This window comes from Bradyrhizobium sp. JYMT SZCCT0180 (assembly GCF_018130165.1).
Classification (GTDB): Bacteria; Pseudomonadota; Alphaproteobacteria; order Rhizobiales; family Xanthobacteraceae; genus Bradyrhizobium.
The window spans coordinates 76,690-100,222 of sequence record NZ_JAFCLZ010000018.1 but is presented as its reverse complement, the minus strand read 5'-3'; the positions used below and the strand labels follow the sequence as shown (position 1 = coordinate 100,222).

Annotated in this window: 18 protein-coding genes; 6 read left to right on the top strand and 12 right to left on the bottom strand. The window is 57.4% G+C overall.

What is annotated here, in order from left to right; genetic code table 11:
* Positions 1–152: 152 nt before the first annotated feature.
* Both JQ641_RS25500 and JQ641_RS25495 read left to right on the top strand, forming a co-directional pair.
* Complete coding sequence (locus JQ641_RS25500) at positions 153–1,649, top strand: undecaprenyl-phosphate glucose phosphotransferase (protein WP_211998634.1); 1,497 nt, start codon at positions 153–155, stop codon at positions 1,647–1,649.
* 635 nt (positions 1,650–2,284) lie between these two features.
* A complete protein-coding gene (locus JQ641_RS25495; protein WP_211998633.1) occupies positions 2,285–3,316 on the top strand; it encodes a polysaccharide deacetylase family protein in 1,032 nt (343 codons plus the stop codon).
* 276 nt (positions 3,317–3,592) lie between these two features.
* Here the strand turns inward: JQ641_RS25495 and JQ641_RS25490 are convergent, their stop codons facing one another.
* Positions 3,593–5,593: an acyltransferase family protein gene (locus JQ641_RS25490; RefSeq protein ID WP_211998632.1), complete on the bottom strand. Its 2,001-nt coding sequence runs from the start codon at positions 5,591–5,593 to the stop codon at positions 3,593–3,595.
* A 280-nt stretch (positions 5,594–5,873) separates the two neighbouring features.
* Positions 5,874–6,071, bottom strand: a complete 198-nt coding sequence (locus JQ641_RS25485) for a hypothetical protein (RefSeq protein ID WP_211998631.1) — start codon at positions 6,069–6,071, stop codon at positions 5,874–5,876.
* 35 nt (positions 6,072–6,106) lie between these two features.
* On the opposite strand from JQ641_RS25485, the gene JQ641_RS25480 reads away from it, so the two are divergent.
* The 4 genes from JQ641_RS25480 to JQ641_RS25465 all read left to right on the top strand — a co-directional run bounded on the left by JQ641_RS25480 (position 6,107) and on the right by JQ641_RS25465 (position 9,622).
* Complete coding sequence (locus tag JQ641_RS25480; RefSeq protein WP_211998630.1) at positions 6,107–7,678, top strand: polysaccharide deacetylase family protein; 1,572 nt, start codon at positions 6,107–6,109, stop codon at positions 7,676–7,678.
* Positions 7,679–7,957, top strand: coding sequence for a hypothetical protein (locus JQ641_RS25475; RefSeq protein WP_211998629.1), 279 nt, complete (start codon positions 7,679–7,681; stop codon positions 7,955–7,957).
* A gap of 286 nt (positions 7,958–8,243) precedes the next feature.
* Positions 8,244–8,636, top strand: a complete 393-nt coding sequence (locus JQ641_RS25470) for a hypothetical protein (RefSeq protein ID WP_211998628.1) — start codon at positions 8,244–8,246, stop codon at positions 8,634–8,636.
* On the top strand, positions 8,633–9,622 hold the full coding sequence (locus JQ641_RS25465; RefSeq protein WP_349628619.1) for a polysaccharide deacetylase family protein: 990 nt from the start codon (positions 8,633–8,635) through the stop codon (positions 9,620–9,622). The genes JQ641_RS25470 and JQ641_RS25465 overlap by 4 nt, the downstream gene beginning before the upstream one ends.
* A gap of 40 nt (positions 9,623–9,662) precedes the next feature.
* Here JQ641_RS25465 and JQ641_RS25460 read toward each other — a convergent pair whose 3' ends face one another.
* From JQ641_RS25460 to JQ641_RS25415, 10 genes are all read right to left on the bottom strand, one after another.
* Complete coding sequence (locus JQ641_RS25460; protein ID WP_211998627.1) at positions 9,663–10,508, bottom strand: heparin lyase I family protein; 846 nt, start codon at positions 10,506–10,508, stop codon at positions 9,663–9,665.
* A gap of 277 nt (positions 10,509–10,785) precedes the next feature.
* Entirely contained in the window at positions 10,786–12,057 is a 1,272-nt protein-coding gene (gene wecC, locus JQ641_RS25455) for a UDP-N-acetyl-D-mannosamine dehydrogenase (protein WP_211998626.1), read from the bottom strand.
* A complete protein-coding gene (gene wecB, locus JQ641_RS25450) occupies positions 12,050–13,168 on the bottom strand; it encodes a non-hydrolyzing UDP-N-acetylglucosamine 2-epimerase (protein ID WP_211998625.1) in 1,119 nt (372 codons plus the stop codon). The genes wecC and wecB overlap by 8 nt, the downstream gene beginning before the upstream one ends.
* Before the next feature lie 3 nt (positions 13,169–13,171).
* Positions 13,172–13,966, bottom strand: a complete 795-nt coding sequence (locus JQ641_RS25445) for a WecB/TagA/CpsF family glycosyltransferase (RefSeq protein ID WP_211998624.1) — start codon at positions 13,964–13,966, stop codon at positions 13,172–13,174.
* Positions 13,967–14,869: 903 nt separating this feature from the next.
* On the bottom strand, positions 14,870–15,682 hold the full coding sequence (locus JQ641_RS25440) for a polysaccharide lyase family 20 protein (protein ID WP_211998623.1): 813 nt from the start codon (positions 15,680–15,682) through the stop codon (positions 14,870–14,872).
* A 771-nt stretch (positions 15,683–16,453) separates the two neighbouring features.
* Complete coding sequence (locus tag JQ641_RS25435; RefSeq protein ID WP_211998622.1) at positions 16,454–17,683, bottom strand: glycosyltransferase family 4 protein; 1,230 nt, start codon at positions 17,681–17,683, stop codon at positions 16,454–16,456.
* A 182-nt stretch (positions 17,684–17,865) separates the two neighbouring features.
* Positions 17,866–19,470 (bottom strand): oligosaccharide flippase family protein, encoded by a 1,605-nt coding sequence (locus JQ641_RS25430; RefSeq protein WP_211998621.1) that lies wholly within the window; start codon positions 19,468–19,470, stop codon positions 17,866–17,868.
* Positions 19,463–20,779: an O-antigen ligase family protein gene (locus JQ641_RS38755; RefSeq protein ID WP_211998620.1), complete on the bottom strand. Its 1,317-nt coding sequence runs from the start codon at positions 20,777–20,779 to the stop codon at positions 19,463–19,465. Before JQ641_RS38755 ends, JQ641_RS25430 begins: the two co-directional genes overlap by 8 nt.
* A gap of 65 nt (positions 20,780–20,844) precedes the next feature.
* Positions 20,845–22,245 (bottom strand): glycosyltransferase family 4 protein, encoded by a 1,401-nt coding sequence (locus JQ641_RS25420; protein ID WP_211998619.1) that lies wholly within the window; start codon positions 22,243–22,245, stop codon positions 20,845–20,847.
* Positions 22,242–23,327, bottom strand: coding sequence for a Wzz/FepE/Etk N-terminal domain-containing protein (locus tag JQ641_RS25415; RefSeq protein WP_211998618.1), 1,086 nt, complete (start codon positions 23,325–23,327; stop codon positions 22,242–22,244). The genes JQ641_RS25420 and JQ641_RS25415 overlap by 4 nt, the downstream gene beginning before the upstream one ends.
* Positions 23,328–23,533: the final 206 nt, after the last annotated feature.

Genomic DNA, 23,533 nt, shown 5'->3' with positions numbered 1-23,533 from the left:
GGATTTCTTTCCGGCAATTTTAATCCCGCGTTGCCGCAGCTCAATCGACCATCGTGGTTACCCCTCCCTACCCATTTATTGCCAGTTCGAACCGTCGACTCCGATGGTACTGATTTGGCCAGGGGGACGGAATGGCTGGGTGGCAGAGTGCTATGAGTTACGCCTCCTTTACCAATTTGCCGGTCTCTACCAAGTTTCCGGCAGGTTCGGTCGACGCCGGCAGGGCACGCGTCGGCAAGAACCGATTGGCTGCCCTATTGGCATTGGCAGCAAGTACCGAATTCCTGTTCATAACTGTAGCGGCCTATTTCGCAGCCATCCTGTATCATCAGCTGATCCTGGGGCAGGTCCTGGTCTCGCTGGATCCCGCCAAGTACATTCAGGAATCCCTTCTGATTGCTACGTTGGAGCTGCTCGTTTCCATAGGGCTCGGGCAATACTCCCGGATCCTGACCCAGCCACGCCACATGTTCCTATGGAGTGGCGCCAGCAGCGTCTTCCTCGCGTTCTGCTTCTTCCTCTCGACGATATTCCTTCTGAAAATCTCAGACGGCTACTCGCGCGCCACCGTCATCGCCCAGGCCGTGAGTGTCCTCCTCGCGGTACTCGGCACACGGGCAATATGGTTCGCACTACTGCAGCCGGCCATTGCAGCGGGACTGATCGACGCCAGGCGCATCGTTCTGATTGGAGACCAGGGTCACTGCCTGCAGTTCTCTATTCGAGCGATGGGCACCGGAATTCGCACCATCCACTCGTTCGACTTTCCGACGGTTCGCACCGACGCCTCCGTACCACCGCTTCCCGGCGCGGCCCAAGCACTACTTGATGCGCGTCAGCTTGTCGCAAATTGCCGGCCCCTCCGAGCAGATGACATTGTCATTTTGCCTTCGGAAGCAGATGTTCCGTCTGCTCTCGCGCTCGCCAACGCCCTAGCAGACCTCCCAGTTGACGTTCACGTCCTCCCTGTCGGATCCATCGATCTCATGGCCGTGTCACGGATCACTCAGTTCGGCGACATGGTGACGATGCGGATCTTCCAGTGTCCCCTCGATCCTTTCAAACGGGCATTAAAGCGAGCATTCGACGTCGCTGCGGCAATCGCCGGACTGATTATGGTTAGCCCCCTCTTCGTCATCGTTGCGCTCGCAATCAAGCTCGATTCCCGTGGGCCGGTGTTCTTTCGCCAGACGCGGCATGGCTACAACAACGAGCCTATTCGCGTGCTGAAATTCCGAACGATGACCGTGATGGAGGATGGCGACAATTTCAACCCTGTCGTCAAACACGATCCACGGGTGACTCGTCTGGGACACCTCTTGCGCCACACCAATATCGACGAGCTTCCGCAGTTGTTCAATGTCCTGGTCGGCGATATGTCGCTCGTCGGGCCCCGTCCACACGCGACCTCGCAAAACGAGGTGTTCGGCGAGCTGATTTCGTCATTCTTCCGCCGCCACAACGTTAAGCCAGGCATTACCGGCTGGGCTCAGGTCAACGGCTATCGTGGCGACACCGATACTCTCGAGAAAATGCAGCGGCGTGTGGAGCACGATCTGTACTACATCGATAACTGGTCGCTTCTTTTCGATCTGCGAATTATTCTGCTCACGCTTTTGTCCAGGAAGGCCTACACAAATGCCTACTGAAACGTTGAAAGGCCAAACCTCTGTCAGCCGATAGGGGCAACAACGAACGCGATGCAATTCGCAGATGCTTATCGTCTCGCTGGCAGGTCCGCCCGAGTGTGGCGTTGGAAGGTCTATCTGACGCAACAATCGGTCGATCCCTCGCTGCAGCGTAGTGGCGAAGCACGGGGGTAATCCGAAAGGGTCGCATCTTGGATGAATATTGCGCTAGGACTCGTGCTTGTGGCCGGGGCATCTTGGATCTTCCGCCCGCGGTTTGCCAGGATGATCCCGCCTTTGTCCTGAAGACGTTGCGCCGGAGGTCTTGATTGGAGCAAGAGAATGGTTGGTCTGTCGAATTTGCCGGTAGCAATCACTGACGCAGGGCCCTTCTGCCTCTCAGTCTTGTCGTTTCAGCAGAATGAATTTACTGAATCCGAAGAATTCCCGCTCGCCGTCAAGCCAGCGGCGGCATGGCTCGATGCGAAACTGAAGGTAACAATTGTCCAGACGGAACGAGAGCTTGTCGACGTCTGGCATCGGGCCAACAGGTCGCAGAAACCGGACCTGCTAATGACAACCGTGGCAAAGGTCCAAAGATTAGCAGATAGGGCACGCACTAGTTCAATAGCATCTGGCGTCCTGGCAGGACTCAAATGAGGGAAGTCCTGGTCAACAGCATTTTGTACGGCACGCAATGGACGGGCCTCATGCCGATATTCCGTCGGCTATTTGCCGGACGGGCGGTCATTGTAACGTTCCATGAGATCCAGCGGGATTTCCAACACGAGCTGATGACGGGTACATCGGTTGAACTCTTCCAGCAATGTCTCTCGTTGCTCCAACGGCAAGGTTGGAAAATCGTCAGCCTTGATGAGTGTTTGCGCGCGTTGTCCCAAAACGAAGCGAACGCGCCCAGGTATGCAGTTATAACATTTGACGATGGATATCGAGACATCAGCTCTGTGGCGCTTCCGCTCTTGGAGCAGAACAGGGCGCCGTTCATGGTCTACGTACCAACTGGCGCTCCAACGCGCTCCTTGAAGCCGTGGTGGCTCGGCCTGAGGGAATTATTTCGCAGAGCGGACCACGTCACGATTGATCCGATGGGCGTCAAGTTTGATTGTTCGGACTTTTTCGGCAAGAAGGTGGGATTGAAAGCGGTAACCAAATGGGTTCATGAGGATTATCGCCGTGCTGCATCGCTCGATCGTACTTTCCAGAACTACGGTATCTCGCTATCGGCCTTGAACGCCGCATATTTTCTGGACGAACGAGAACTGCAAGCGCTGTCTCGTCACCCTCTGGCGTCGATTGGTGGTCATACCACTTCGCACGCGGCGCTTGCGACCCTTGACCCCTCCTCGGCACGAGCCGAACTTGAGGACAATCGCAAGTATCTGGAAACCCTCCTCGAACGGCCAGTTCGGGACCTGGCGTATCCCTATGGCACACCCGGCGCATGCGGGCCCCGCGAAGAGTATCTTGCCGGGCAAGCTGGCTTTTCAACTGCGGTGACGACACGGAAAGGTTGCTTGGCCGACGGAAATCTCAATCGTTTGGCGCTGCCCCGCTTCGGCGTTGGATGCCATTTGGACGCACTTATGTCGTTTGAGGCGAACGTGGGCGGCGTCTACGCAGCCGGACAGGCGCTCAAGGGCGCCGTCTCTTTGCGGCACCGTTCTTAGGTCTGCTCGTTTAATCCGCAGCGCCCCCCGGCTTGCCGATTTGTCGGACACCGAGCTGGCGATCTGCGGACCGCAGCCCTGTCTGTCTGTCCATCACCAGCGCATGATCCGGAAGCGTGTGCAGCGGCTTTCCCTCCCGGAAAATGCGCAGCCTTTGCGTGGAGATAAAGCTCTGTTCGCCAACAACTCTTCAAGGGGTGCTGTATCGACGAATGTGATTCCGGGTAATAGTGTGCCAATCGCCTCATCACCGCAGTCATGGACAGCGGCCCCTCCTTAACGAGCAAACCGCTCCACTAGATTGCCCCAGCCCATCTCTCTCCCAAGCTCGACCGATCCAGCCGGGCTGAGGTGACCGTTATCGCGATAGAGCATCGTTCCGTTCAACCGTGTCTGACACCGTTCGATCCCGCATATCTGCTCGTCGAGATCGAGCAGCGGCGCCGCATCTTGCGCTCGCACTTGATCCAAGAAGCTTAGAACTTCGCGACGGTGCTTGCGGTATTCCTCCGAGGTGAACGTACAATCGGGATGGTCGGTGATCGTCAGCTTGCCCGCGGCGATCCGCTCGAGACAACGCCCGATATCGAAGGGGCCCGCAGGGGGCGGAGCCACGAGGATGACCCGCTTGCCGAGGCGGCGGATCCCGGAGACGGTGGTGGCCAAGGCTTTGAGCAGCAAAGCAGTGCTCTGCGGCCGCTCGCTGAATCCGTCCGGCGTTTTCACTAGATAGCGCCAGTCCAGATCTTCCGCACCCGGCACATACTGGGTAAGAGCAGCGGAGAGTACTACGGTGTCGATCTCCGGATGCTTAGCCAGATAGCTGAACACCGACTCGTTGAACCTGGCACATCTCTCACTCCAACGCCGATTGTGCGCGCCATTCAGGGGGGACAAATCGAGGAGGGGTCCACATACGCTCTTCGTAGCCTGAATAATTCCCTGCGGAGAAGACGCCGCTAGGCCCGGCGCCAAGGCCATCGCAAAGGAGTCGCCCCAAAGCAGAGTTCGCGAATTAGGCTTGCTCATACAACTAGGAATCGGCTCAAACTGATCCCTGTATTCGCATGCTGGCGCTAGACCATATCCGCCAGTTCGCGCCTGCGTGTCGACAGTGCTCATCCACCTGGCAAGCATGAAGCTCGCCGCGATCAGAATGATCGGCAGAAGCAGGAGAATTGCGACGCTCCGCCTCGTGATCAAGAACCTGCGGAAGCGGTTTTCTACGAAGCGGTACTGCAGCTCGGTCAAGATAGCAGCAATGCCGAGTAGCGCGATGTTCACTTGGGCGGGCACAGCGGTCAAGAAAACGTTGCTCGCGAAAGCGAACAGCGGCCAATGCACTAGGTACAACGAATAGGACCGATCGCCAACGGCGGTAAGCGGCCACAGTGCAGACTCGGCTCTACCGAGGTTTGCGCCAGGGACGAGGAGCACTGCAGTCGCGAGGCACACAACCGCAGCGGCTACGCCCGGGTGCCCGCGCTCGTCTGTGATTACGGGGACGACCAGGAGGACCGCTACGCACGCCCAGCGTAGCGCTGTGATCGGGATTGGTGCGATGATGTTACGTCGCACCATCAGGGCAACCACGGATCCGATCCCCAGCTCCCACGCCCTGCTCGGCAGATAATAGAAGGCCGCCGAGACGTTCCGCGACAGGAACGCCTCGCAGATAGCTACGCTGATGACTACGCCAACGATGCCGAGAAACAGCCGAAAGCGACGGGGGCATAAGTACAGCGCGATGGGGAGGCAGAGATAGTATTGTTCCTCGAGCGATAGCGACCATACGTGGAGCAGCGGCTTCATCGCCGCCTCGGTCCCGAAGTAGTTCGTCTGATGCAGAAGCACGACGTTTGCAGTGAAGGTGAACGCGCCGGCTAGCTGCGCGACGAAGCTTCGGAGCTCGGTGGCGTCGAGAAGCAGAGGTGCCGCGATGGCCGTGACGGTGAAAGTCGCGTAGGCTCCCGGCAATAAGCGACGAACCCTACGCGCATAGAAGCCACCGAATGTGAAGCTGCCGTTGTCGAGACCTTCGTCGATCAGCCAGGTCATCAAGTAGCCGGATATGACGAAGAAGATGTCTACTCCGAGAAAGCCCCCCGTAAGATAGGGAAGCCCTGCGTGATGAAGGACGACTACCAGAACCGCCCATGCTCTGAGCAGCTGGATGTCCGAGCGGATGTCCTTTGCACTGCTCTGAACCACCTCTTCGGACCGACCGACGGCCTCATCGACAACCAAAGAAGGAGTTAACGTTCGTTGGTGGAGCATCAGCTGTGCCTAAGCCTCGCCAGAAACCAAAAAGCTTCGCCCAAACTGTTGGCAACCGGTCGCGGATGGTGCCTGGCCGTTCAGCCACCATGGCCGCCGACTTGCGCAACTCGGTTTGCCGAGGATCGGTGATTTCGGATACTCGGTCACTCCATCTTGCGGGGTAGTCAGAAATGAACGACGAAAGAAGGACGCCGAATCGTGCACTGCGCGCCCTACCCCTTTATGGGTACATATAGATTTCCCCATTTCCAGTGAGATTGCGTTGACGCGGAGAGAGTTAAACAGCACGCTCCATGCTGTGCTCGCAGCGCGCCAGGAGTTGCCAGATCGTGAATCGAGCAGAAAATACTCGATCCGCTGCAATCTCTCCAGCGGGTATGCGGAATCTCGCTTCCGCAACCACGTTCGGATGCTTGTCCGAAGCCGACACTCCCTCGCGAAAAATGCGCAGCCTTTGCTCGGAGATCATGCTCATCGCGCCTGCACGGCCTTTAGAAGGCGCGGCGAACCTTGGCCTTGCTGTCGCGATTGGCAGAGTCAAAGCCTCGACCCGGCTCTCTTTTTGCGACCGGCTTGGCGGATATTGGTGATGTTGGGTTAGCGGCGGGGAAGATAATGTTGTTTCGAGAGATTATGGAGGCGCGGCGAGACGAGTTCGTTAATAAGGGAGTTAAGGCGCGATATTTTTTCCCGCATCGCCTGTACTATCTTCCCAAATGTGGACCCGATGGATTCGTATCAGCCGAACGACTGTTTCCGGACGCTGTCCCCAATCAGCTTTGGCAGATCGTTCTCTACGCCGCACCAAGTGCCATCGCGGACTTGCCGCCCGATTTGTTTTTTGATGACGATATTATCTGGCATCAGCAGCACTTGGGGGAAGTTGGGCTTGTTGCAACTGCAAACCTCGTGCTCCGCGGCGATACGCTCTACACCAACAACCATCTTTCGGATTTAGTACAGCGTATCTCACGGCGGCGCGAACTCAAAACCCGGATCGAGAATCGATTCAAGGGATGGAACCACATGCTGCTCAATGGCATTCTGAATTTTGCCGTCGAGCGCAATTTGAAGCGCATCTTGATGCCGACTGCGGAACTGGTCATCTCGATGACGGACCCCAAGCGGCGACAAACAATTAATCGTGAGCTCTTCGACCGCATCTATGACCAACATGTATGCGCGTATTTTAGAGCGGAGCGCGCGGGTCTATGGTGGGTTATTGATGTACCTCAACATCGAGACCGGCTGGTTGAGCCCGTAAAAAACCAAACGGGCAGCACAACCAAGGCAAGGACGATCTGCATCTATCATGACGTGGAAAGAGGCGTCGGTCATGCAGGCATTGACCCGCAACTCGAAGCGTACGCAAACACAAACGCGGCGCAGGCGCTTGAGGAGATGCTTTCTGTCGAACGCCGACTCGGTATTCGTGCCACGTATAATGCCGTTGGTTTATTTTTGCCGGATGTCCGGGCAAGCATAGCCCAGGATGGGCATTGCATTGCTTTTCACTCGTTTGACCATCGCGCCGGATCGGGCGCTGCACATCGGATTGAACAGTTCTTGGCGAATCGCGCGCTTGGTGGCAGGCGCCGGTACGCCCGCATGATGCGAAAGGCAATGCGTCGGCTTCTGCCTGCACCCCTGCGAGGGGCAGTACCACAACTCGAAGCATGCCGACGGATAGATTACCGCATCAAAGGATATCACCCTTGCCGATCCGCACTCACCCCTGAATTGATAGACGCCAATTTGTGTTATCACAATTTTGAATGGCTGGCGGCTCCTGCGGAGCGGGTCGGCAGCCAAGCGCCGCATGTAGAAAACCGCGTTGTAAAAATCCCGGTACAGTTTGATGATTTTGGCTTGTACTATTATGGAGATGAATACCAAAATTGGGAGCAGCGTGCGCTAAAGACGATTGAGGAAAATGAATTGGTTGTCTTTGGCTTGCATGATTGTTATTCGCAATACTGGCTGCCGGGGTACTGCAAGATGCTCGAACGCATCTCTCAATGGGGAACTTTCAAGACATTGGACCAACTTGCGGCAGAGACATTCTTGGCGAGCGCGGAATAGATGGCCAATACCGCATCTGCCCCTGTCGCGCCTATCAACACACCTCTTTTCGTACGTAAAAGACGCTTTGAATACCCGATAAAATTCAAAGTGAGCAAGCCGGCGCCGATGCGCGTCCACCAAGATCTGAGCGTGCCGCGCAACCTTGTATCCGCTTTGGACCATGGTCAGGTGAAGGTGATTGAGCCTGGCGCAGAGCGCCCCCGTCGTGTGCCTTGCGGTGAAGCCGGCCGGAAAGCGGATGCCGGAAACCGGCACGTCCGGTTTGATGAGTGGTAGAAGCGACGTCGGTGAAGGACACCGTGGTGGCCGACGGTCGATCTGGCGACTCCAAACAATCGGTCGATCTCTCGCCGCGGCCTTGGGCTGACGTAATGGCGAAGTGGAGAGGTCGCCGGAGTAACTCGAAAGGGTCGCGCCAGGGGCGCATTTTGCGATAGGACACGTGCGTGTGACCACGCTATGATGGAACTTCCGCACTACGGCCCTTGTCCTGAAGGCCGCATTTTGCGCCGGAGATCATGAGCATATCTGCGGTAGGCCCATGCACCGGTGCTTAGCACAAATGGCGATTGGCATGTTTCTAAAGTCAGAATGGGACGCCTCCAGCCTTGCCGATCCGGCCACGCGCTATACGCTCCAGCAATGCTGCGCAGGCGCAAGGCTACCGTACGGAAATGCTCCAATTCCGCTCGACACATTCACCAGATACGCATTGTCATTTCAGCGGCATCTGGTTCTCATGGTTGAAGATGCGCTGGTGACGGTGGCGGACGCCCGGAACCGGGCCGCCGACCGCATCATTGCTGCGACAGCCTATCGATTTGCCGCTGCTGAAACCGCGAGATCCCCGCTCGTTGTCAAAGCCGCAGCGGGCGCGGAAAGACATACGTTTCAGCTGGAGAATACTCTGGCCTCGCAACCCAGGGACCTGCAGCTGAGGAGGTCCCGGAAGTGAATCCTGTTCTGAGAAATTGCCTGTTCTACGGGGCGGGCCACTTTAGCCAACTGCCCGGCGTTCGTGCGCTCTTCGCCGGTAGAGCCGTCATCATAGTGCATCATGAGATTCAGCGCGATTGTCAGTCCGAGTTGATGACCGGCACTTCAGTCTCCCTTTTTGAATATTCACTCAATTGGTTACGGCGAGAAGGATGGTCCATCGTCAGCCTGGATGAATGTCTTCAGAGACTGGCAAGTAATGATCGATCGCGCCGCTATGCAGTCCTGACTTTCGACGACGGTTACCGCGATAATGTGTCGGTAGCGCTTCCGGTCCTGGAGCGCAATAACGCACCGTTCATGATGTACGTGCCGACTGGCGCCCCTACACGATCCCTGCAGTCGTGGTGGTTGGGTTTGCGCAAACTGTTTCTCTTGAGAGACAAGGTTACAATCGATGCGCTAGGTCGCCAGTTCCACTGTTCCGATATTCGAAGCAAGATATCGGCATTTGATGAGGTCCGCCGCTGGATTCATGAGGATTACCGGCGTGGCGCGATGCTCGCGCCGACGTTAGAACAGAACGGGATTTCTCTAGCAGCGTTAAATGATGAATATTTCCTGGACGAGCGCGAGCTTCGTAACCTTGCGCGTCATCCGCTCGCGTCGATTGGCGGCCACACAACGTCGCACCCGGCGCTTGCAAGCCTGGACACCCTTTCAGCGCGAGCCGAACTGGCCGACAACCGCAGCTATCTTGAAAATCTGCTCCAATTGCCCGTTCGTCACGTCGCATATCCGTTTGGTACCCCGAGAGCGTGCGGGCCTCGTGAAGAGCGTCTGGCGAACGAAGTAGGCTTTCAAAGTGCGGTAACAACACGACACGAGCAATTGCACGATTCCAAGGTGAACCACTTTGCTCTTCCTAGAATCGGCGTTAACGGTCGTTCGGACTTCAGGGCTCGAATGAGCGGCATTGTTGAGGCGGCGCAGGCGCTGCGCTAACCCGAAGTAGCGTCCGAACTCAGGCGTCCTGACGTGATGATCACTCTTGGGGCAGCGCCGATGGCACGGCGGTTACCCGCAGATCCTGGTAGTTCACCGCGATTGTTTCGGCGCCCCCTCGCCCGCGATAGATACCTTGCTTCCAGTAGTACGCCTCATTTTCTCCGTATCCTATCGTCCCACGATAGCTGACGATGGGGACCCCATCCCGCCAGACATTGAGGGCTCCATTTTTCATGTCGTCAAACTTCACTTGAATGCTCATGGAATAGTATTGCCCCCGCTTGATGGGGTTAGGGTCTGCGTAGATGTCGTTCTCCTTACGGGAGTGATCACGTATGATGATGTACATATGCTCGCCGTACATTGCGACGGCGAACGGAGGCGGACCGTCCGCAGCGGTTTGATGAAATTGCCCGATGACTAGCCATGGTGAAGTATTTTTCGGTCCGGCTTCTATCATAAATCTGTAAGACAGATTTATGACTGCCCCGGATTTATATTGTTGTTCGATCGCGATCTCAGACCGTTCAGATCCGCTGTTGTGCAAAAGATCGCTGAATCTGGAATTGCTCCAATGATCACCGGGGTGGACCTCAAACCGGAGCGTGCGGCTATCCGGCGAGGTCAGGCTCCAACTTTGGTTCGCGTTATGCACATGGGCGCGGACTCCATCGATCGCTATGAATGAGTCATTGGCGCCGGAGAATGAGGTGATCTCTGTTTCGGTTACCACCCTACCAGTCGGCGCCGCCGGCACTTGGTCTGTGCCAGCCATATCCATCGCAGTCGAGTGGTGAGCACCGCGGGGAGTGCCGCCCGGAAAGGTCCAGGTGGCCCAGTTGTTTGCTGCCGCCAAGCCTGGAAGCGCGAAGAATTGCAACAAGGTTAGCCCTATCAGCGATGGCAGCCTACGCAGTCCGATTACCTCGTTGATCGATGTGATTGGTAACCACGTTCCGTTGTTCCGCATAGCTATCCAAGCCGTGGTTGATCTATCTCTTTGATGCGATGCTTGCTCGACGCGTCGAACCGGATTAGCAATCGCGATTGCATCGCATCGGTATTAGTAAGTTCCTTGCAGCGAGAAGTCATCGTGACGGCCGGATAGAGGGTGGCTACTCCGCATGAACTGAATCCGTCGCGATCGGTTCGAGCCTGCATCATGTCCGCCTCGGCATGTCCTGCCATATGCCGCGAGTGTCTATGACGTCCAGGTGACGTCGTTCGGCCAGCGGGACCATTTTGAATTCATCATGGTCGACGAGGATAATCGCGATCTCGCAGCTGCGCAGTGCCTCGTCGATGGTCATGAAGCCGACGTGATGATCGGCCAGTTCAGGCGGCAGGCGGCGCAGGTTTGGCTCGACAATCTTGATGCGTGCTCCGTACCTGGCCGCTAAATGCAGTGCGATCTCCATCGCCGGGCTCTCTCGGAGATCATCGACATTCGCCTTGAAGGTCAACCCACAGCAGGCGGCATTTGCATAGGGGTGGTCCTCGATGAGAGCGCAAGCCCGCTCGATCATCTTCTGCGTCTTGTTAAGATTGACTTCCCGACTCGTGCGCATCACGCGCGCGAGCTCCGGCGCCGAATCGATGATGAACCAGGGATCGACTGCGATGCAGTGCCCACCCACGCCCGGACCCGGTCGCAACACATTCACGCGGGGATGACGGTTCGCGATATCGATCACTTCCCAGACGTTGATGTCAAACCTGTCGCAGATCAGGGAAAGTTCATTCGCAAAGGCTATGTTGGTATCGCGGAACGCATTTTCGGTAAGCTTGACCAATTCAGCGGCGCGAGCCGTCGTGGCGACGCAGGCGCCACGAACGAACAATTTGTAGAAGCGCTGCGCGCGTCGCGTGCAGGCAGGCGTAACGCCGCCGATGCATCGGTCGTTGTTGACGAGTTCAGTCAAAATCCGACCCGGCAAGACGCGTTCGGGGCAATAAGCGACGTGGATCGCCGAATTGTCCGTGCCGTTCGTGCCGTTCGTGCCTATATGGAGATCCGGCCTGCGCTCACTTATCCGCCTCGCGATCCCCTCGGTGGTGCCGATCGGCGAAGTGGATTCTAGGATAACGAGATTACCCGGCGCGAGCACATCCAGGATGCTCTCGAGCGCGGTATTTACACACGACAGGTCCGGTCGGTATTCGCAATCGATCGGCGTCGGTACGGCTATGATGAACACGTCGGCTGGTTGCGGTTTGGTCGATGTCGTTAGCGCACCGCCCGAGACGACTTTGGAAACGAGACCGTCAAGATCGGGCTCGGAAATGTGAATGGCCCCGGAGGCCACAGTTCCAACGACGTCTTCCTTGTTATCGACGCCCAGTACCTGCATCCCGCGGCTGGCAATCAATGCCGCGGTCGGCAGCCCTATATACCCAAGTCCAATCACCACAACCTTCTGAAATTCAGGCATCGAGCAGAACCCTCACGATCCGTTCACTTGCGTGGCCGTCGCCAAATGGATTGTGGGAGCGCGACATGGACGCGTAGTACTCGTCGTCATCGAGCAAGCGAAACGTTTCCTCTACTATCCTGTCGTAACTGGCGCCAACGAGGCGCGCCGTGCCGGCTTCGATCCCCTCGGGGCGTTCGGTGGTCTCGCGCATCACAAGGACAGGCTTGCCAAACGTGGGCGCTTCCTCTTGGACCCCGCCGGAATCGGTCAGCACCAGATGGGACAATGAGAGCAAACTGACAAAATCGGTGTATTCCAGTGGTGAGATAAGGACAACGCGGGGATGGTTTGAAAGCTCGGCCGCGAAAACGTCATGGACGTTGGGGTTTGGATGGACCGGAAGAACGACGGCGACGTCCTCTCTCGTTAAGATGGTCTGCAGGGCATTGACGATGTTGAGAACGCCGCCGCCGAAATTCTCGCGGCGATGGCAGGTGACCAGGATGATCCGACGGTTGCCGTGGCGCTTTTTGATGCCGTCCCACCGCGACGACAGGCCGGGATCCGCCTCAACCATGGCCTTGGCCAGGATCAGCGCGTCAACCACGGTATTGCCGGTGACGTGAATGCGCTCAGTTGACACGTTTTCCGACCGCAGGGCCCGTGCCGCGCGCTCCGTCGGCGCGAAGTGTTGATCGGCGATCGAACCTACGATCTTCCGGTTCACCTCCTCCGGCCACGGCGCATAAATGTCGCCGCTCCGTAGGCCCGCCTCCACGTGAGAGACCGGAACGCGATGATAGTACGAAGCCAATGCGCCGGCCATCGCTGTCGCTGTGTCCCCCTGCACGATGACCCTGGTCGGCCGGACGCGATCCAGCACCTCCCCGATACTGCCCAGCAGCCGAGCGGTGAGCTGATCGAGCGTCTGGTTGGTCGTCATCAGGTTCAAATCGAAATCCGGCACCACGTTGGCCAGCTTGAGGACCTGATCGAGCAGTTCTCGATGCTGCGCAGTGGCGCAGACGGTGATGGCGATATCCCTTTCAGCCTTGAGACGGTTGATCACAGGAAACAGCTTGATCGCTTCCGGACGAGTCCCTAACAGAATGAGAAAGTGCTTCTGCACGTCTCACCCTCCGATCCGGCTGGTCTCGCGCGGCAACGAGCTGTTCGCCCGCGGTGCCATGCCCAGGCTTTGACGGACAATGGCGCGGGCCAGAACGCCGGCGAACAACGTATTGGTCCTGGCATAACGCCACCACATGCGTCCCGGCTCCTGATAGACGCGGTACAGCCATTCGAGCCCGAGGTGCTGGATGCAAACCGGCGCTCGCCGTACCGAGCCGGCAAGAATATCGAACGAACCGCCGACACCCATGATGAAGGGAACGCCGAGCACATCGCGATACGAGGCAAGAAAGTGCTCTTTGCGCGGCGTCGGCATGCCGATAAAAAGACAATCGGCGCGGCTGGTCCGAATTTCGCGGACCACATCAGCTTCCTGCTCGCGTGTGAAGTAGCCGTCCCTGAGGCCGGCGAAGGTGATCGAGGGATGATTGCCGCGGACGTGCTGCGCGGCTTGTTGCAGCACGCCGGGCGTCGCTCCGAGAAAATATGGCTTGAAGCCTTCCTTTGCGCAGAGTGCAAGAAGCTCGGTGAGCAGATCGATGCCTGTCACCCGCGTCTCAACCGGCAGGCCTAATGCGCGCGCGCCCCACACAATGCCCATGCCATCAATGCTGATCACATCGCTATTGGCCACATCGGCAGCGAGCACCGAATCGAAGCGCATGTTGACGAACTTGGCGACATTGAGAGCAACATGTTGCAAGCGCTGCTGGCTATGCATCGCCCGGCGCGCGAGTTCGACGGTGTCGGCCATCGTCAGGATATCAATGGGGCATCCTAGAAATGACGCACGCATCCCGCCCCCTTCCAGACCCTCAATTTCATCGACGCCGTCTCCGACAGAACCGAGAGGTGAAAATCGAAGATCTACAGCATAGCGCAACTCCCACGCGTGAGCTTGGCCAATAGGGGGTACCCAACTCGAGCACGCGCGTGTTTTCCGTTTGCTGGACGCGCCGTGGTCAACACGGGCGGCCGATCACCAGATCGCCTTCAGCGCATGGACGATGCAGCAATCATCTGCGCCGCGACCAGCCCGTACGGTGATGCCATCGACATCTATCTCGATACCCGGAGATCCGGCCTGCCTTGCGTCGCTGTGCCTTGCGCTCCGGGCCTGCAGCCGCTGCAAGTGTATCCACCACCGCCGGTACAAACTGCGGCTCGTTAGCCTTCGCAGCTGGCGCCTGCCGCCGCTAGGTGAAGATTAAAATGGATGCGCTAGGTTGCCAGGTCCACTGTTCCGTTATTCGAAGCAAGATATCGGCATTTGCCGAGCTGCGCCGCTGGATTCAGCATTACCGGCGTGGCGCGATGCTCTCGCCGACGTTTAAACAGAACGGGATTTCTCCTGCAGCGTTGAATGATGAATCCTGGACTAGCGCGAGCTTTGCAATCTTGCGCGTCGTCCGCTCGCGTCGATCGGCGGCCACACCACGTCGCACCTCGCGCTTGCTAATCTGGACGGCTCTTCAGCGCGAGCCGGGCCAATTACCCCAGCTATATTGAGACTCTACTTCAGTTGCCCATTCGGCACGTGGCAGACGCGCGACGCATTGCAACAAGGTTAGCACCGTCAGCGAAGGCAGCCTACGCTTTCGTCGTCGATGATGTAGTTGCTGTAACCACGGTCCGTTGTCCCGCATAGCCGACCAATGACCAACGTCGATGTGTTGCAACAATATTTTCGGTCAGCCTCTCAAAGCTCGCGCGCGGAAACGTCCGTAAAAAACATCTTCCTAGTTTTTAACTCCGGAGGTTCACTTAAGTATTTCCACGAAGGAGTATAGACTCCAAACTTGAGGTAGGGAGCCAATAAGTTGTCGTAACAGTTCGGGCCGTGCCGTTGGAAAACTAGATCACCGTCTTTTTCGACCTCGATATTCCCGTCCCCATCCAGCGACCACTTGGTACGAAAAGTCCAACTACTCCACTTTCCACGTTCAAACGGCTGCGACCATGGAAGATCATGACGAATGTCCCCATTTCGATCGAGCCACGTCGGCACCCGCCCCCAAGCTGTCCGGAGAACCCAGGTATTGTTGAGTAAGCTCAATTGTAGCGGGGGAACGAGCCCCCACTCACCTTTCCAATTATCCGGAACGTTGTGCATTTGCATAACAACAACTTCATTATCATCTGACTGCCAATCCGGTGGCACGAAAATCTTGAAACCATACTCATAAGGTCGACGAAACTCCGTCGCCTTCAATCGGAATTCTGATCGATGCCCCCCCCTAACGAGGGGGTCATCGAAGTTTATCTCGAATCTCACGGCGCTCTTAGAATTCCAGTTGGGCGCGTCAACAACCACTGCCGCCGCGTTACAGCAAATTTGTTTTGCCAAGCCACTCCATCGTGAAAAGTCGCGGGTTGCAAATTCGTCGTACATGGGGATGCGCCCCATCAGGAAGGTGGTCGAAAATATCAAAACGACTTGAACCGCACACGCGATGAGTACGCAAAGGACAACCCCTCCGCCTGCCAGCTTTACGAACGAAATCTTGCGCACGCTATACCTCACGTTCCTGTGCTGATTGACTCCGCGACAATCAGCGTTCAAAACGAATCTTGCGCACGACAGTCGTCGCAGCAATCATCACCGTGCCGAGACACTGACTCGTCATCCTGACGTCCTCGCCATCCTGGTGTCGCGCGCCCGTCGCAACGCTCGCCGCGCGAGCGGCCTCGGGCATATCTCCGCGGGCGAGTGTCCCCGGCCCTCATCGGATGCTTCCAATTTCGCTAATCCGTCGAATGCCGGTTGTAGCCGGCGCATCTCGATCCGGCGCCCCTCTCCAGATGACACGAGGAGTACTTTGCTCGACACGATGGCACTCCAAACGCTCAGGGCGGCCGCTCGATCGCCGCAGACCTATCCGCTAGCCACAACAGCCTAGTACGCCCTCAGCAGAAGGCATTCCTCCGCCGAGGTCATCTCAGAGAGATCGAAGGTCTCATTACAATAATGACAAAGCTTCCCACGTGGGCCTGCAATTTAGAGTTACCCCACTCGGTCACACCAATATTTTTCTGGATGCGCGTCGTCAGCGCCGGTCATGAACCAGGCTCCGGACATAGTGCCAACAGATCTGGGGGCGAGGCCGATGACGACGAGATCCATCCGCACAATCGAAGCGATAGACCGAGTACCGCGGCCGGGCAATGTATTCAGCTCCGAGGTCTATTGAATTGGTGGCACAAGAGCGCCTGAACGACGTCGGTGTAGCCCTCGATCACGCGATCCGCCGTGAATGCCATCGCGGCAGGAAGACTCCATACTTCAAGGTCTAGCGGCCTTTCGCCAGGTTGAAACCAGTCGCGTGATATAAGTGCTGATCTCAAATCGCTCGGCATAGTCGCGGCGTGCAGCCTCGCCCAGACTTCGCCGCAACCCCCGATCCTCGAGCAATCGATGCAGCGCACCCGCGAGCGCCTCGACATCTCCGACCGGCACGAGTAGGCCGTTGCGTTCGTGATCGATGACTTCGGGCACCGCGCCGACTGGCGTTGCAACCACAGCTAGGCCATAGGCGAAGCCCTCTATTACCACCATCGGGAGGTTTTCCACGAAGGATGGCAGCACCAGGATATCGGTGCGACGCAGCAAGGCCGCGGTTTCGTCGGGGCCAAGCCACCCCGGTATATCCACGCGATCGGCAATTGCGAGCCGTTGAGCATGGGAGCGACTTTGATCCAATTCGCCATTTCCAGCTATCGTCGCCGACCAGTCGGCGCGGGCTGATATCTTTCCAAGAGCCTCGATGAGTTGCGGAACGCCCTTCGCTGGTTGCACATGACCGAGGAAGCTAATCTGGATACGTTCACCATCCGCGCGATCTCGACGCGCGCCGTTCGGCAAAGTGGTCGTGTTCGGAAGAATTGTGATCTTGTCCTTCACGCTAGGCAGCCGATCGAGAATGTGGCTCGCCCAACATTGCCCGAGAACTATGATCGCCGCGCTATCTATGAAGAATTGCTCGATCCTTCGAGCTAAGTGTCTTCCGGCCTTTGCCCAATCGAACCGGCCGCCGTGAAGATGCACCACGTAAGGAACCCTGAAATACCGCGCGAGCGCTGCGATCATGAGTTTGCGATACAAGCTACCGCCCCACGCGAGTTGAATGTGTAGCAGGTCAACGTCACGCCGTCTTGTCGCAACCCCTACCTCAATCAGTGCTCGGGCAAAAACAACAGGCCACCACCTCTTTTCTCCCCTAGTCACCAATCGCCTTACCTCAACGCCGAGATCCTCGCGTCGGTTGATGGTCTCAACGATGAGATCCGTCAGTCGATCAATTCCTCCTCGGCCATACTGGCCGAGGGGTGTAGCCACCATTACGCGAAGCACATCCTGGTCGGTGGACTTCACGAGCCTGCTTGTATCAACTTGAACGCTGCCCCCTTGGGCGAGACCATTTGATCTCTTATGGGCACCGGAGGAGTCCGCTCCTTTAGTCTCAGCGCAAATTCCTTGATTTTTCTTTCGCGACAACGGCATCAGAGTGTTCATGGACGCACCCCCAATAAATCGAACCAGGCAGATAACGAACACCCGCCACAGAGTCCGGAACGCCACCAACGAGCGGGCGGCATGCAACTCACTTGGAGCGGAGCGCAGCGTGGGTATCTTCAGTTCGGCTCATTTCGTGGATCAAATCAGGATATTTTAGCTCGACCATCTCACCCTCCCGCTCAACGCGTTAGCCACACGGTCACGTTGCGAGGCCAAGACCACGATTCAGGTATCATGCTCAATGCCACGTCTCGCTCGGCGGCCCGTAGAGGGCGCAGGAGGAGAATGGCGCCGATCATCGCAGCCACGCATCCGCAGGCAACGGCCAGCGCTGCGCCATCTGAGGCAACTCCGATGAGTGCCTTGACGGTTAGACCCGCCAGGACCACAAGAAGGCTTATCAAAATAAATTCAAACATTCGCACGAGATCGATGGCACGCCCCACCACGTCTCTTCGATAAACAAACAGAAAGATGCAAAACCGAGCAGCACTCTCGATCAGGGGGAACGCAAGTACGCTCCAGATGCCGTACCTTCCTATGGTCAGATAGATCGCACCGGCCGACGCCAATCCCAATGGCGACAGAAGCAGGAATACCCTCTGGTTTAAATTCAAATTCCCTACAATTTCAAAAATCCTGTAGGATGCGTTGATGGCCATCATCGCCGCAAGCACCGGCAACACGAAAAAAAACTCGGCATATGTCGGCGTCGCGAGAAGCCGGACGATTGCTCCGCCGGCGACCGAAGTTGCTATCACAAGCGCGAGGTTACAAACGAGGTCGAGCTTGTAGACGAGCGACAATGGGGCGAATAGCTTTTCGCGCGGTACTCCCTGCGCCAAATTGGCCATGATCACCGGTTCCAGGGCGGGCAGCATCAGTGTCCCTGGAAGGCCACGCTGCAGCGATCCCACGAAGTTTTGTGCAAAGGAAAACCCGGCAAGGGCTAGGACGTCGAGACCAGTTGCCGCTACTAACCGCACGACGGAAGGACTGGACACCACCCAGGCATAGAGGGCCAGATAGATCGTCGCGGCAAAGCGTGGCGCCTGCTTGACGTCAACCGGCATATTGGTGTCCGCGGCGACTTGGCTTCGCGACAATGCGGTAACTGTCGGCACGAGAAGGATGGCGATCGTCGCCAATGCCAGCAGGGCGGTCGCGGCGCTGATCACAACAATCAACTCGGCGTTCGCCGCGTAACCCATAGCGAGAAGCACCACGACCATGGCAAAGCGGCTGACGATTTCCGCCGTTGTCGCGATTGCCAAGCGACTATGGGCAACCCATGTCTGCGCCAGCGCATCGACATCACCGAACGTACTTGTCGCAATGAACCAAACGGTGAATGCAACAAGGGTTGTAGGTGTAAGCCTTTCAGACGTGAACCATTCGAGGACGCCGTATTGGATACCGATGAGGAACAGCGTAATCCCGACAACGCGCGCCGCCCCGATCCCAAGGTAAAGTGCGAGCAGCTGGCCCCGCTCCCCGCGCAATGTTAGATCGGGGACAAACCGGTAAACCGTCCTATCAACGCCGAATGATAATATATTCTGCGCGAGCATCATCGTGGCAAGAAGCACGGCATAGGTCGCGTAGTCCCCGACCGGCAGCATCTTGACGACGAGGACCTGGAATCCGAGTCCGAGGATCAGGTTTACCGTTCTTGCACTGATATGAATACAAAGCGCACGCCTGAGTCGAGGCCGGACGTAGATCCCATCTTGTCCCCCGAAGACCGGGGTCCCGCCAGCGCTTACTTGAGTTTCGCTATGCATGGTCAACGCCCCGGCGGAAAGCGGCGGTCCGTGCGCTGAGCTCTCGAGCTTCAAGCCGTGCTCTTGTTGCAAGGCCCGCCGCCAGCGCAAGCAGTACAACTGCGTAATTGCTTTCGGTTATCAGCATCGATTCGATGCAGTTTGCGCCAAGCACGTATATGACGATAGTTAAGGGAAACCCGCTCAGATGGCCGAGGTGAGCGGGCGGAGCGGCAACAAGCCGCCCGGTTGCCCTCAAGAGCCATATTATGACAGCCAAGCAGATCCCAAGCCCGAAATAGCCAAAGGCTATCAATACCTCAAGATACCCGTTGTGGCAGTGCGCATATATGTTTCCCGTAGCGGCCAAAACTTGGGGTTGGACCAGTTGAACAAAACCGGCGAAATATCCGTATCCAAGGAGGGGCTGCTCCTGTGCCATGACGAGTATCGTGTCCCACAAGGGGACGCGACCTGTTAGGTCGGGTTGCTTATTGAGAAGGAAAAGCCCCGTAGAAAGCAGTTTGGGCGCAAGCACCATCAGAAGCAGGATGGTAACGAGCATCAAGACAAGGACCGCGCCGCGGTGAGCGGGTTTCAATCTGATCACCGCTTGCGTGACCACCAGGGCCAAGGGAACGAAGGCTGCCGTCAGGATGCCGCCACCGGAGTCGGCTCCTATGACGCACGCAACCGAAAGAGCCACGATCCCGTAACGAAAAAGACGGGACGACCATATGAGTCTCCCATAGCAGATCAACAAACCCATGGTGAGGCCCGCAACGTGCCCCAAAACAGTCCGATGGGCAAAAATCCCCCGCCAATCCCCCTCTAGCAAGTTCCCAGCATAATCTGATGAATTATGTATTGCATAGTACGGGAAAAGATACAGCCAAGCGACGCTAAACAAGGTTGCAAGCGACAGGACACGGCCTAACAGGCGAATGGCGTCTTTCGTACTCAACACAGTCGCGACCGAAAAACCGAACAGCACCGTTCCGAAAAAAGCGACGCTCTTTCGAACCGTGACCTCGGCATCCGGAGACCACAACATCGACGCAAATGCCAAGGCCGGCATCACGAAGATGGGCCAGGTGCCGAGTGCCATATCACTCGCCCGGCGTGAGCAAAGAACAAGTGCGCCAGCAGCAACAATGGCCGATGCAGTCAGGATCTGGACGATTATGGAGGCTGCTGCTCCGTCAACCGGGAGACCGGGATCCACTCCAGACAATTGCCTTCGGAACGCGCCGAATTCGAACAGCAGACCGGCTGCGACAAAAACGATCAGGAATTTACTGGCACGCGGACTCGCAACAAGGCGGGACACGTCCGCAGCGCGGGTTGGGCGCCCGCCCACGCGGACGTCAACGGTCATGGGTGGAGTTGGGCGCGTCACCGTGGTGTCACCCGGATGAGCTTCGAATAGACGGAGCTGACCAGCTCGGCATAAACGGCGTACGATCGGTGTGCAGTAACCCAAGGCGGGCCGCGCACAGCCATGGATTCCGCGGCGGTTTTATCCGAAAGCAGGATGGCGATCGCTTCGGCGAAACCTTCGGAAGAAAGGTCGGTAACCAATCCTGCTCCACTCGCTTCCAAGACCTCGCGCTGGTCGGGATGATCGTTCGCGACCACCGGCCGGCCCATTGCGAGATACTCCACCAGCTTGGTCGGAGTTCCGACGACTAGTATCGGATCGACGGGGCACGGGGATAGACAGACATCTGCGCGCCGGACATAGCCGAGCGCCTGTGCGAGGGGGAGATGGCCGGTGAAGATCAGGCGATCGGCCACCCCTTCCGCCCTGGCGAGATCAAGCAATGCGTCGCGATCTGTCGGTCGCGAGTCGCCGAGCAGCACGAGAACGGCATCATGGCCCTTGCGCACCACCGCGCCGAGCGCCCGAAGGATGACGTCGATCCGGCGGCCCGGCAGGCTCGTCCCCATGTACCCCATGTAGAGGAGGACATTCCTCCCATCCAGGCGTCGGTCATCGGCCGGTGCTACGTTCGACGGATTGAATCGATCAACCGAGACTCCCATCGGAACCGGCGTTATCTTTTGCGCCGCAACTCCTCGCTGAACGAGCTCGACCTTCATTCGCGGGCTCTGGGCGAAAACGTGATCCGCAGCTTGCAGAACTATGTTGTACAGGACACGCTTTCCTACCGTCACATAGGCTCGCATCGCCAAACGCCGCCAGGTCGGAATGGCTTCTTTAGGGTCGCGAGCCCGGCAGAGCATCCCCTCGAGCATTGGCCAGGACATCCAGTATACGAATGGCCGACCGGCCAATTTGGCCAGCAGGAGAAAAAGAAGCGATGATGTCGACCGGTCGCGGGCCTGCACAATGTCGTACTCACCGCGCAGAATGGCGACGGCGATCCTCCCGATGAGGCGCAGACCAGCGAGCCGGGCCCGGATCGATCCGGCCCCGAGCACGAAAGTGCGCTCCTCGGGCGAAGCAATCGCGATCTCCGACGGACCGGGGGCAGCTCTCGCCATCAACCAGTCGATGCGATATCCCGCACCTACGAGCCAGCGTGAGAAAAGCTCGGTTACGTCCACTCGAAATGCGGGATAACGGTCCTTGGCAACACAGAATAGTCGGGGGCTCGCCCCAGAAGCTGGGTCATCACGAACCGGATTTTTACTGGACACGGCAAAGAGGCCCGACGCGCCGGCTTTGTCGGCGGCTCGTTGGGACACGGCTTCGAGCGTCATCCCGAGTTCGGCAAATCGGTCTTTACCGGGATGATGCTCGCCAGATTCCTTCTCGTTACATAGGCTCATCGAACCGCGCTTGCATTGGCTGTATTACGAGATTCGCAGGTGCGGACGCCTCGATCTAACCGATCACGCAGCAATGCGATGGCAATTCCAAGAAGCAGCCCGCCAATGCCCGATATTCCAAGCACGATTCCGATTTTCGGGGAACTGGCCCTCAAAGGAGGGGACGCCCTGGAGAGCACGTGCGCCTCTAACGTCGGCAACGATTGTTGTTGCGCTTCCATGTAACGCAGCACACGAAGGAAACTGTCATAAATGCTTGCCGCGGTTTCTGCGGCGTCTTCCAGCTCGCTCAGGTCCCTTTGCGTCCTCGGCGTGGATTGCGAGGCAGGTGTGTTTGCCCTGACGGCATCCGCGGACTCCCCGATATCTTTCCTGTTCTTCTGATAATCCGCCAATGCTTTCTGGGCAGCCGATGCTCGACTACTTAACCTGTTCAGCCGATCCTTGACCCATTTCTCACCTCGCAAAGACGATGCGTATTTTGCGTCCAGTTGAGCCGCAACATATGTTTCCGCGACAGTGTTTAATATCCGTGCCGCTCGCTCAGGGTCAGTGGATTCGAAGGTAATCTTGATGATGTATGTAACGCCGGCGCGCTCAACCGAGAGTTTGCGTTTGAAAGATTCCGCGGCGTGGCGGATCGCGCCAGATTCGGTTGCTGGTCTGCTCCAGCCGAGCAGCTGGGATATCGACCTGACGGCGTCGCGCACGACGCTATCTTTCCGGACAAATTCCGGATCCTCTGTCAGATCCAATTCCTGTATCACTGTACGAGCAAGATGCTCAGACTTTATGACCGCGATCTGACTTTCCACGATCGTCGACACGGACACAGCATCTCCCGCAGCCGCTTTCGAATCCACGATGAGTTCTGCGTTGGCAGTAAACGTCGGTACTGTAACAATAAGGTAGAGCACACCAATGCCAAGCATGATCGAACACGTCAGCAATATGGTCGGGAGGCGTCGCCGTATGAATGCCACCGCTTCAGCCAAGGACTCGATCGGCAAACGAAATTCAGGTGGCATATTGTCCGGACTGTCCGGATTTACCGAGTTATCCGTTCTAGTAATCTGCAGCATTTCAAGTTCCAGTCGCTTACAGTTGCACTACTAGGGCTCCGCAGGTCACCTCAAACATGTGGTAGGTCACGACGGGGCCCCGATTCCAATGCGCTCCGGGATCTACCAAGTAGAAGGCCGGTTTGAAGGTGCAGCGGAAGTGGTTGATAGAGGACGGCGGCGAAATAGGCCGCAACCGTTGACGAGCAGGAATTCGGCAGCTGTCG

Bases quoted from the DNA above. Each gene is read 5' to 3' on its own strand.
- JQ641_RS25420 (WP_211998619.1), bottom strand. From the start codon at position 22,245: ATGAGCCTATGTAACGAGAAGGAATCTGGCGAGCATCATCCCGGTAAA.
- JQ641_RS25485 (WP_211998631.1), bottom strand. From the start codon at position 6,071: ATGAGCATGATCTCCGAGCAAAGGCTGCGCATTTTTCGCGAGGGAGTG.
- JQ641_RS25415 (WP_211998618.1), bottom strand. From the start codon at position 23,327: ATGCTGCAGATTACTAGAACGGATAACTCGGTAAATCCGGACAGTCCG.
- JQ641_RS25490 (WP_211998632.1), bottom strand. From the start codon at position 5,593: ATGCTCCACCAACGAACGTTAACTCCTTCTTTGGTTGTCGATGAGGCC.
- JQ641_RS25445 (WP_211998624.1), bottom strand. From the start codon at position 13,966: ATGCGTGCGTCATTTCTAGGATGCCCCATTGATATCCTGACGATGGCC.
- JQ641_RS25475 (WP_211998629.1), top strand. From the start codon at position 7,679: ATGGCCAATACCGCATCTGCCCCTGTCGCGCCTATCAACACACCTCTT.
- JQ641_RS25495 (WP_211998633.1), top strand. From the start codon at position 2,285: ATGAGGGAAGTCCTGGTCAACAGCATTTTGTACGGCACGCAATGGACG.
- wecC (WP_211998626.1), bottom strand. From the start codon at position 12,057: ATGCCTGAATTTCAGAAGGTTGTGGTGATTGGACTTGGGTATATAGGG.
- JQ641_RS25430 (WP_211998621.1), bottom strand. From the start codon at position 19,470: ATGCATAGCGAAACTCAAGTAAGCGCTGGCGGGACCCCGGTCTTCGGG.
- JQ641_RS25435 (WP_211998622.1), bottom strand. From the start codon at position 17,683: ATGAACACTCTGATGCCGTTGTCGCGAAAGAAAAATCAAGGAATTTGC.
- JQ641_RS25470 (WP_211998628.1), top strand. From the start codon at position 8,244: ATGGCGATTGGCATGTTTCTAAAGTCAGAATGGGACGCCTCCAGCCTT.
- JQ641_RS25500 (WP_211998634.1), top strand. From the start codon at position 153: ATGAGTTACGCCTCCTTTACCAATTTGCCGGTCTCTACCAAGTTTCCG.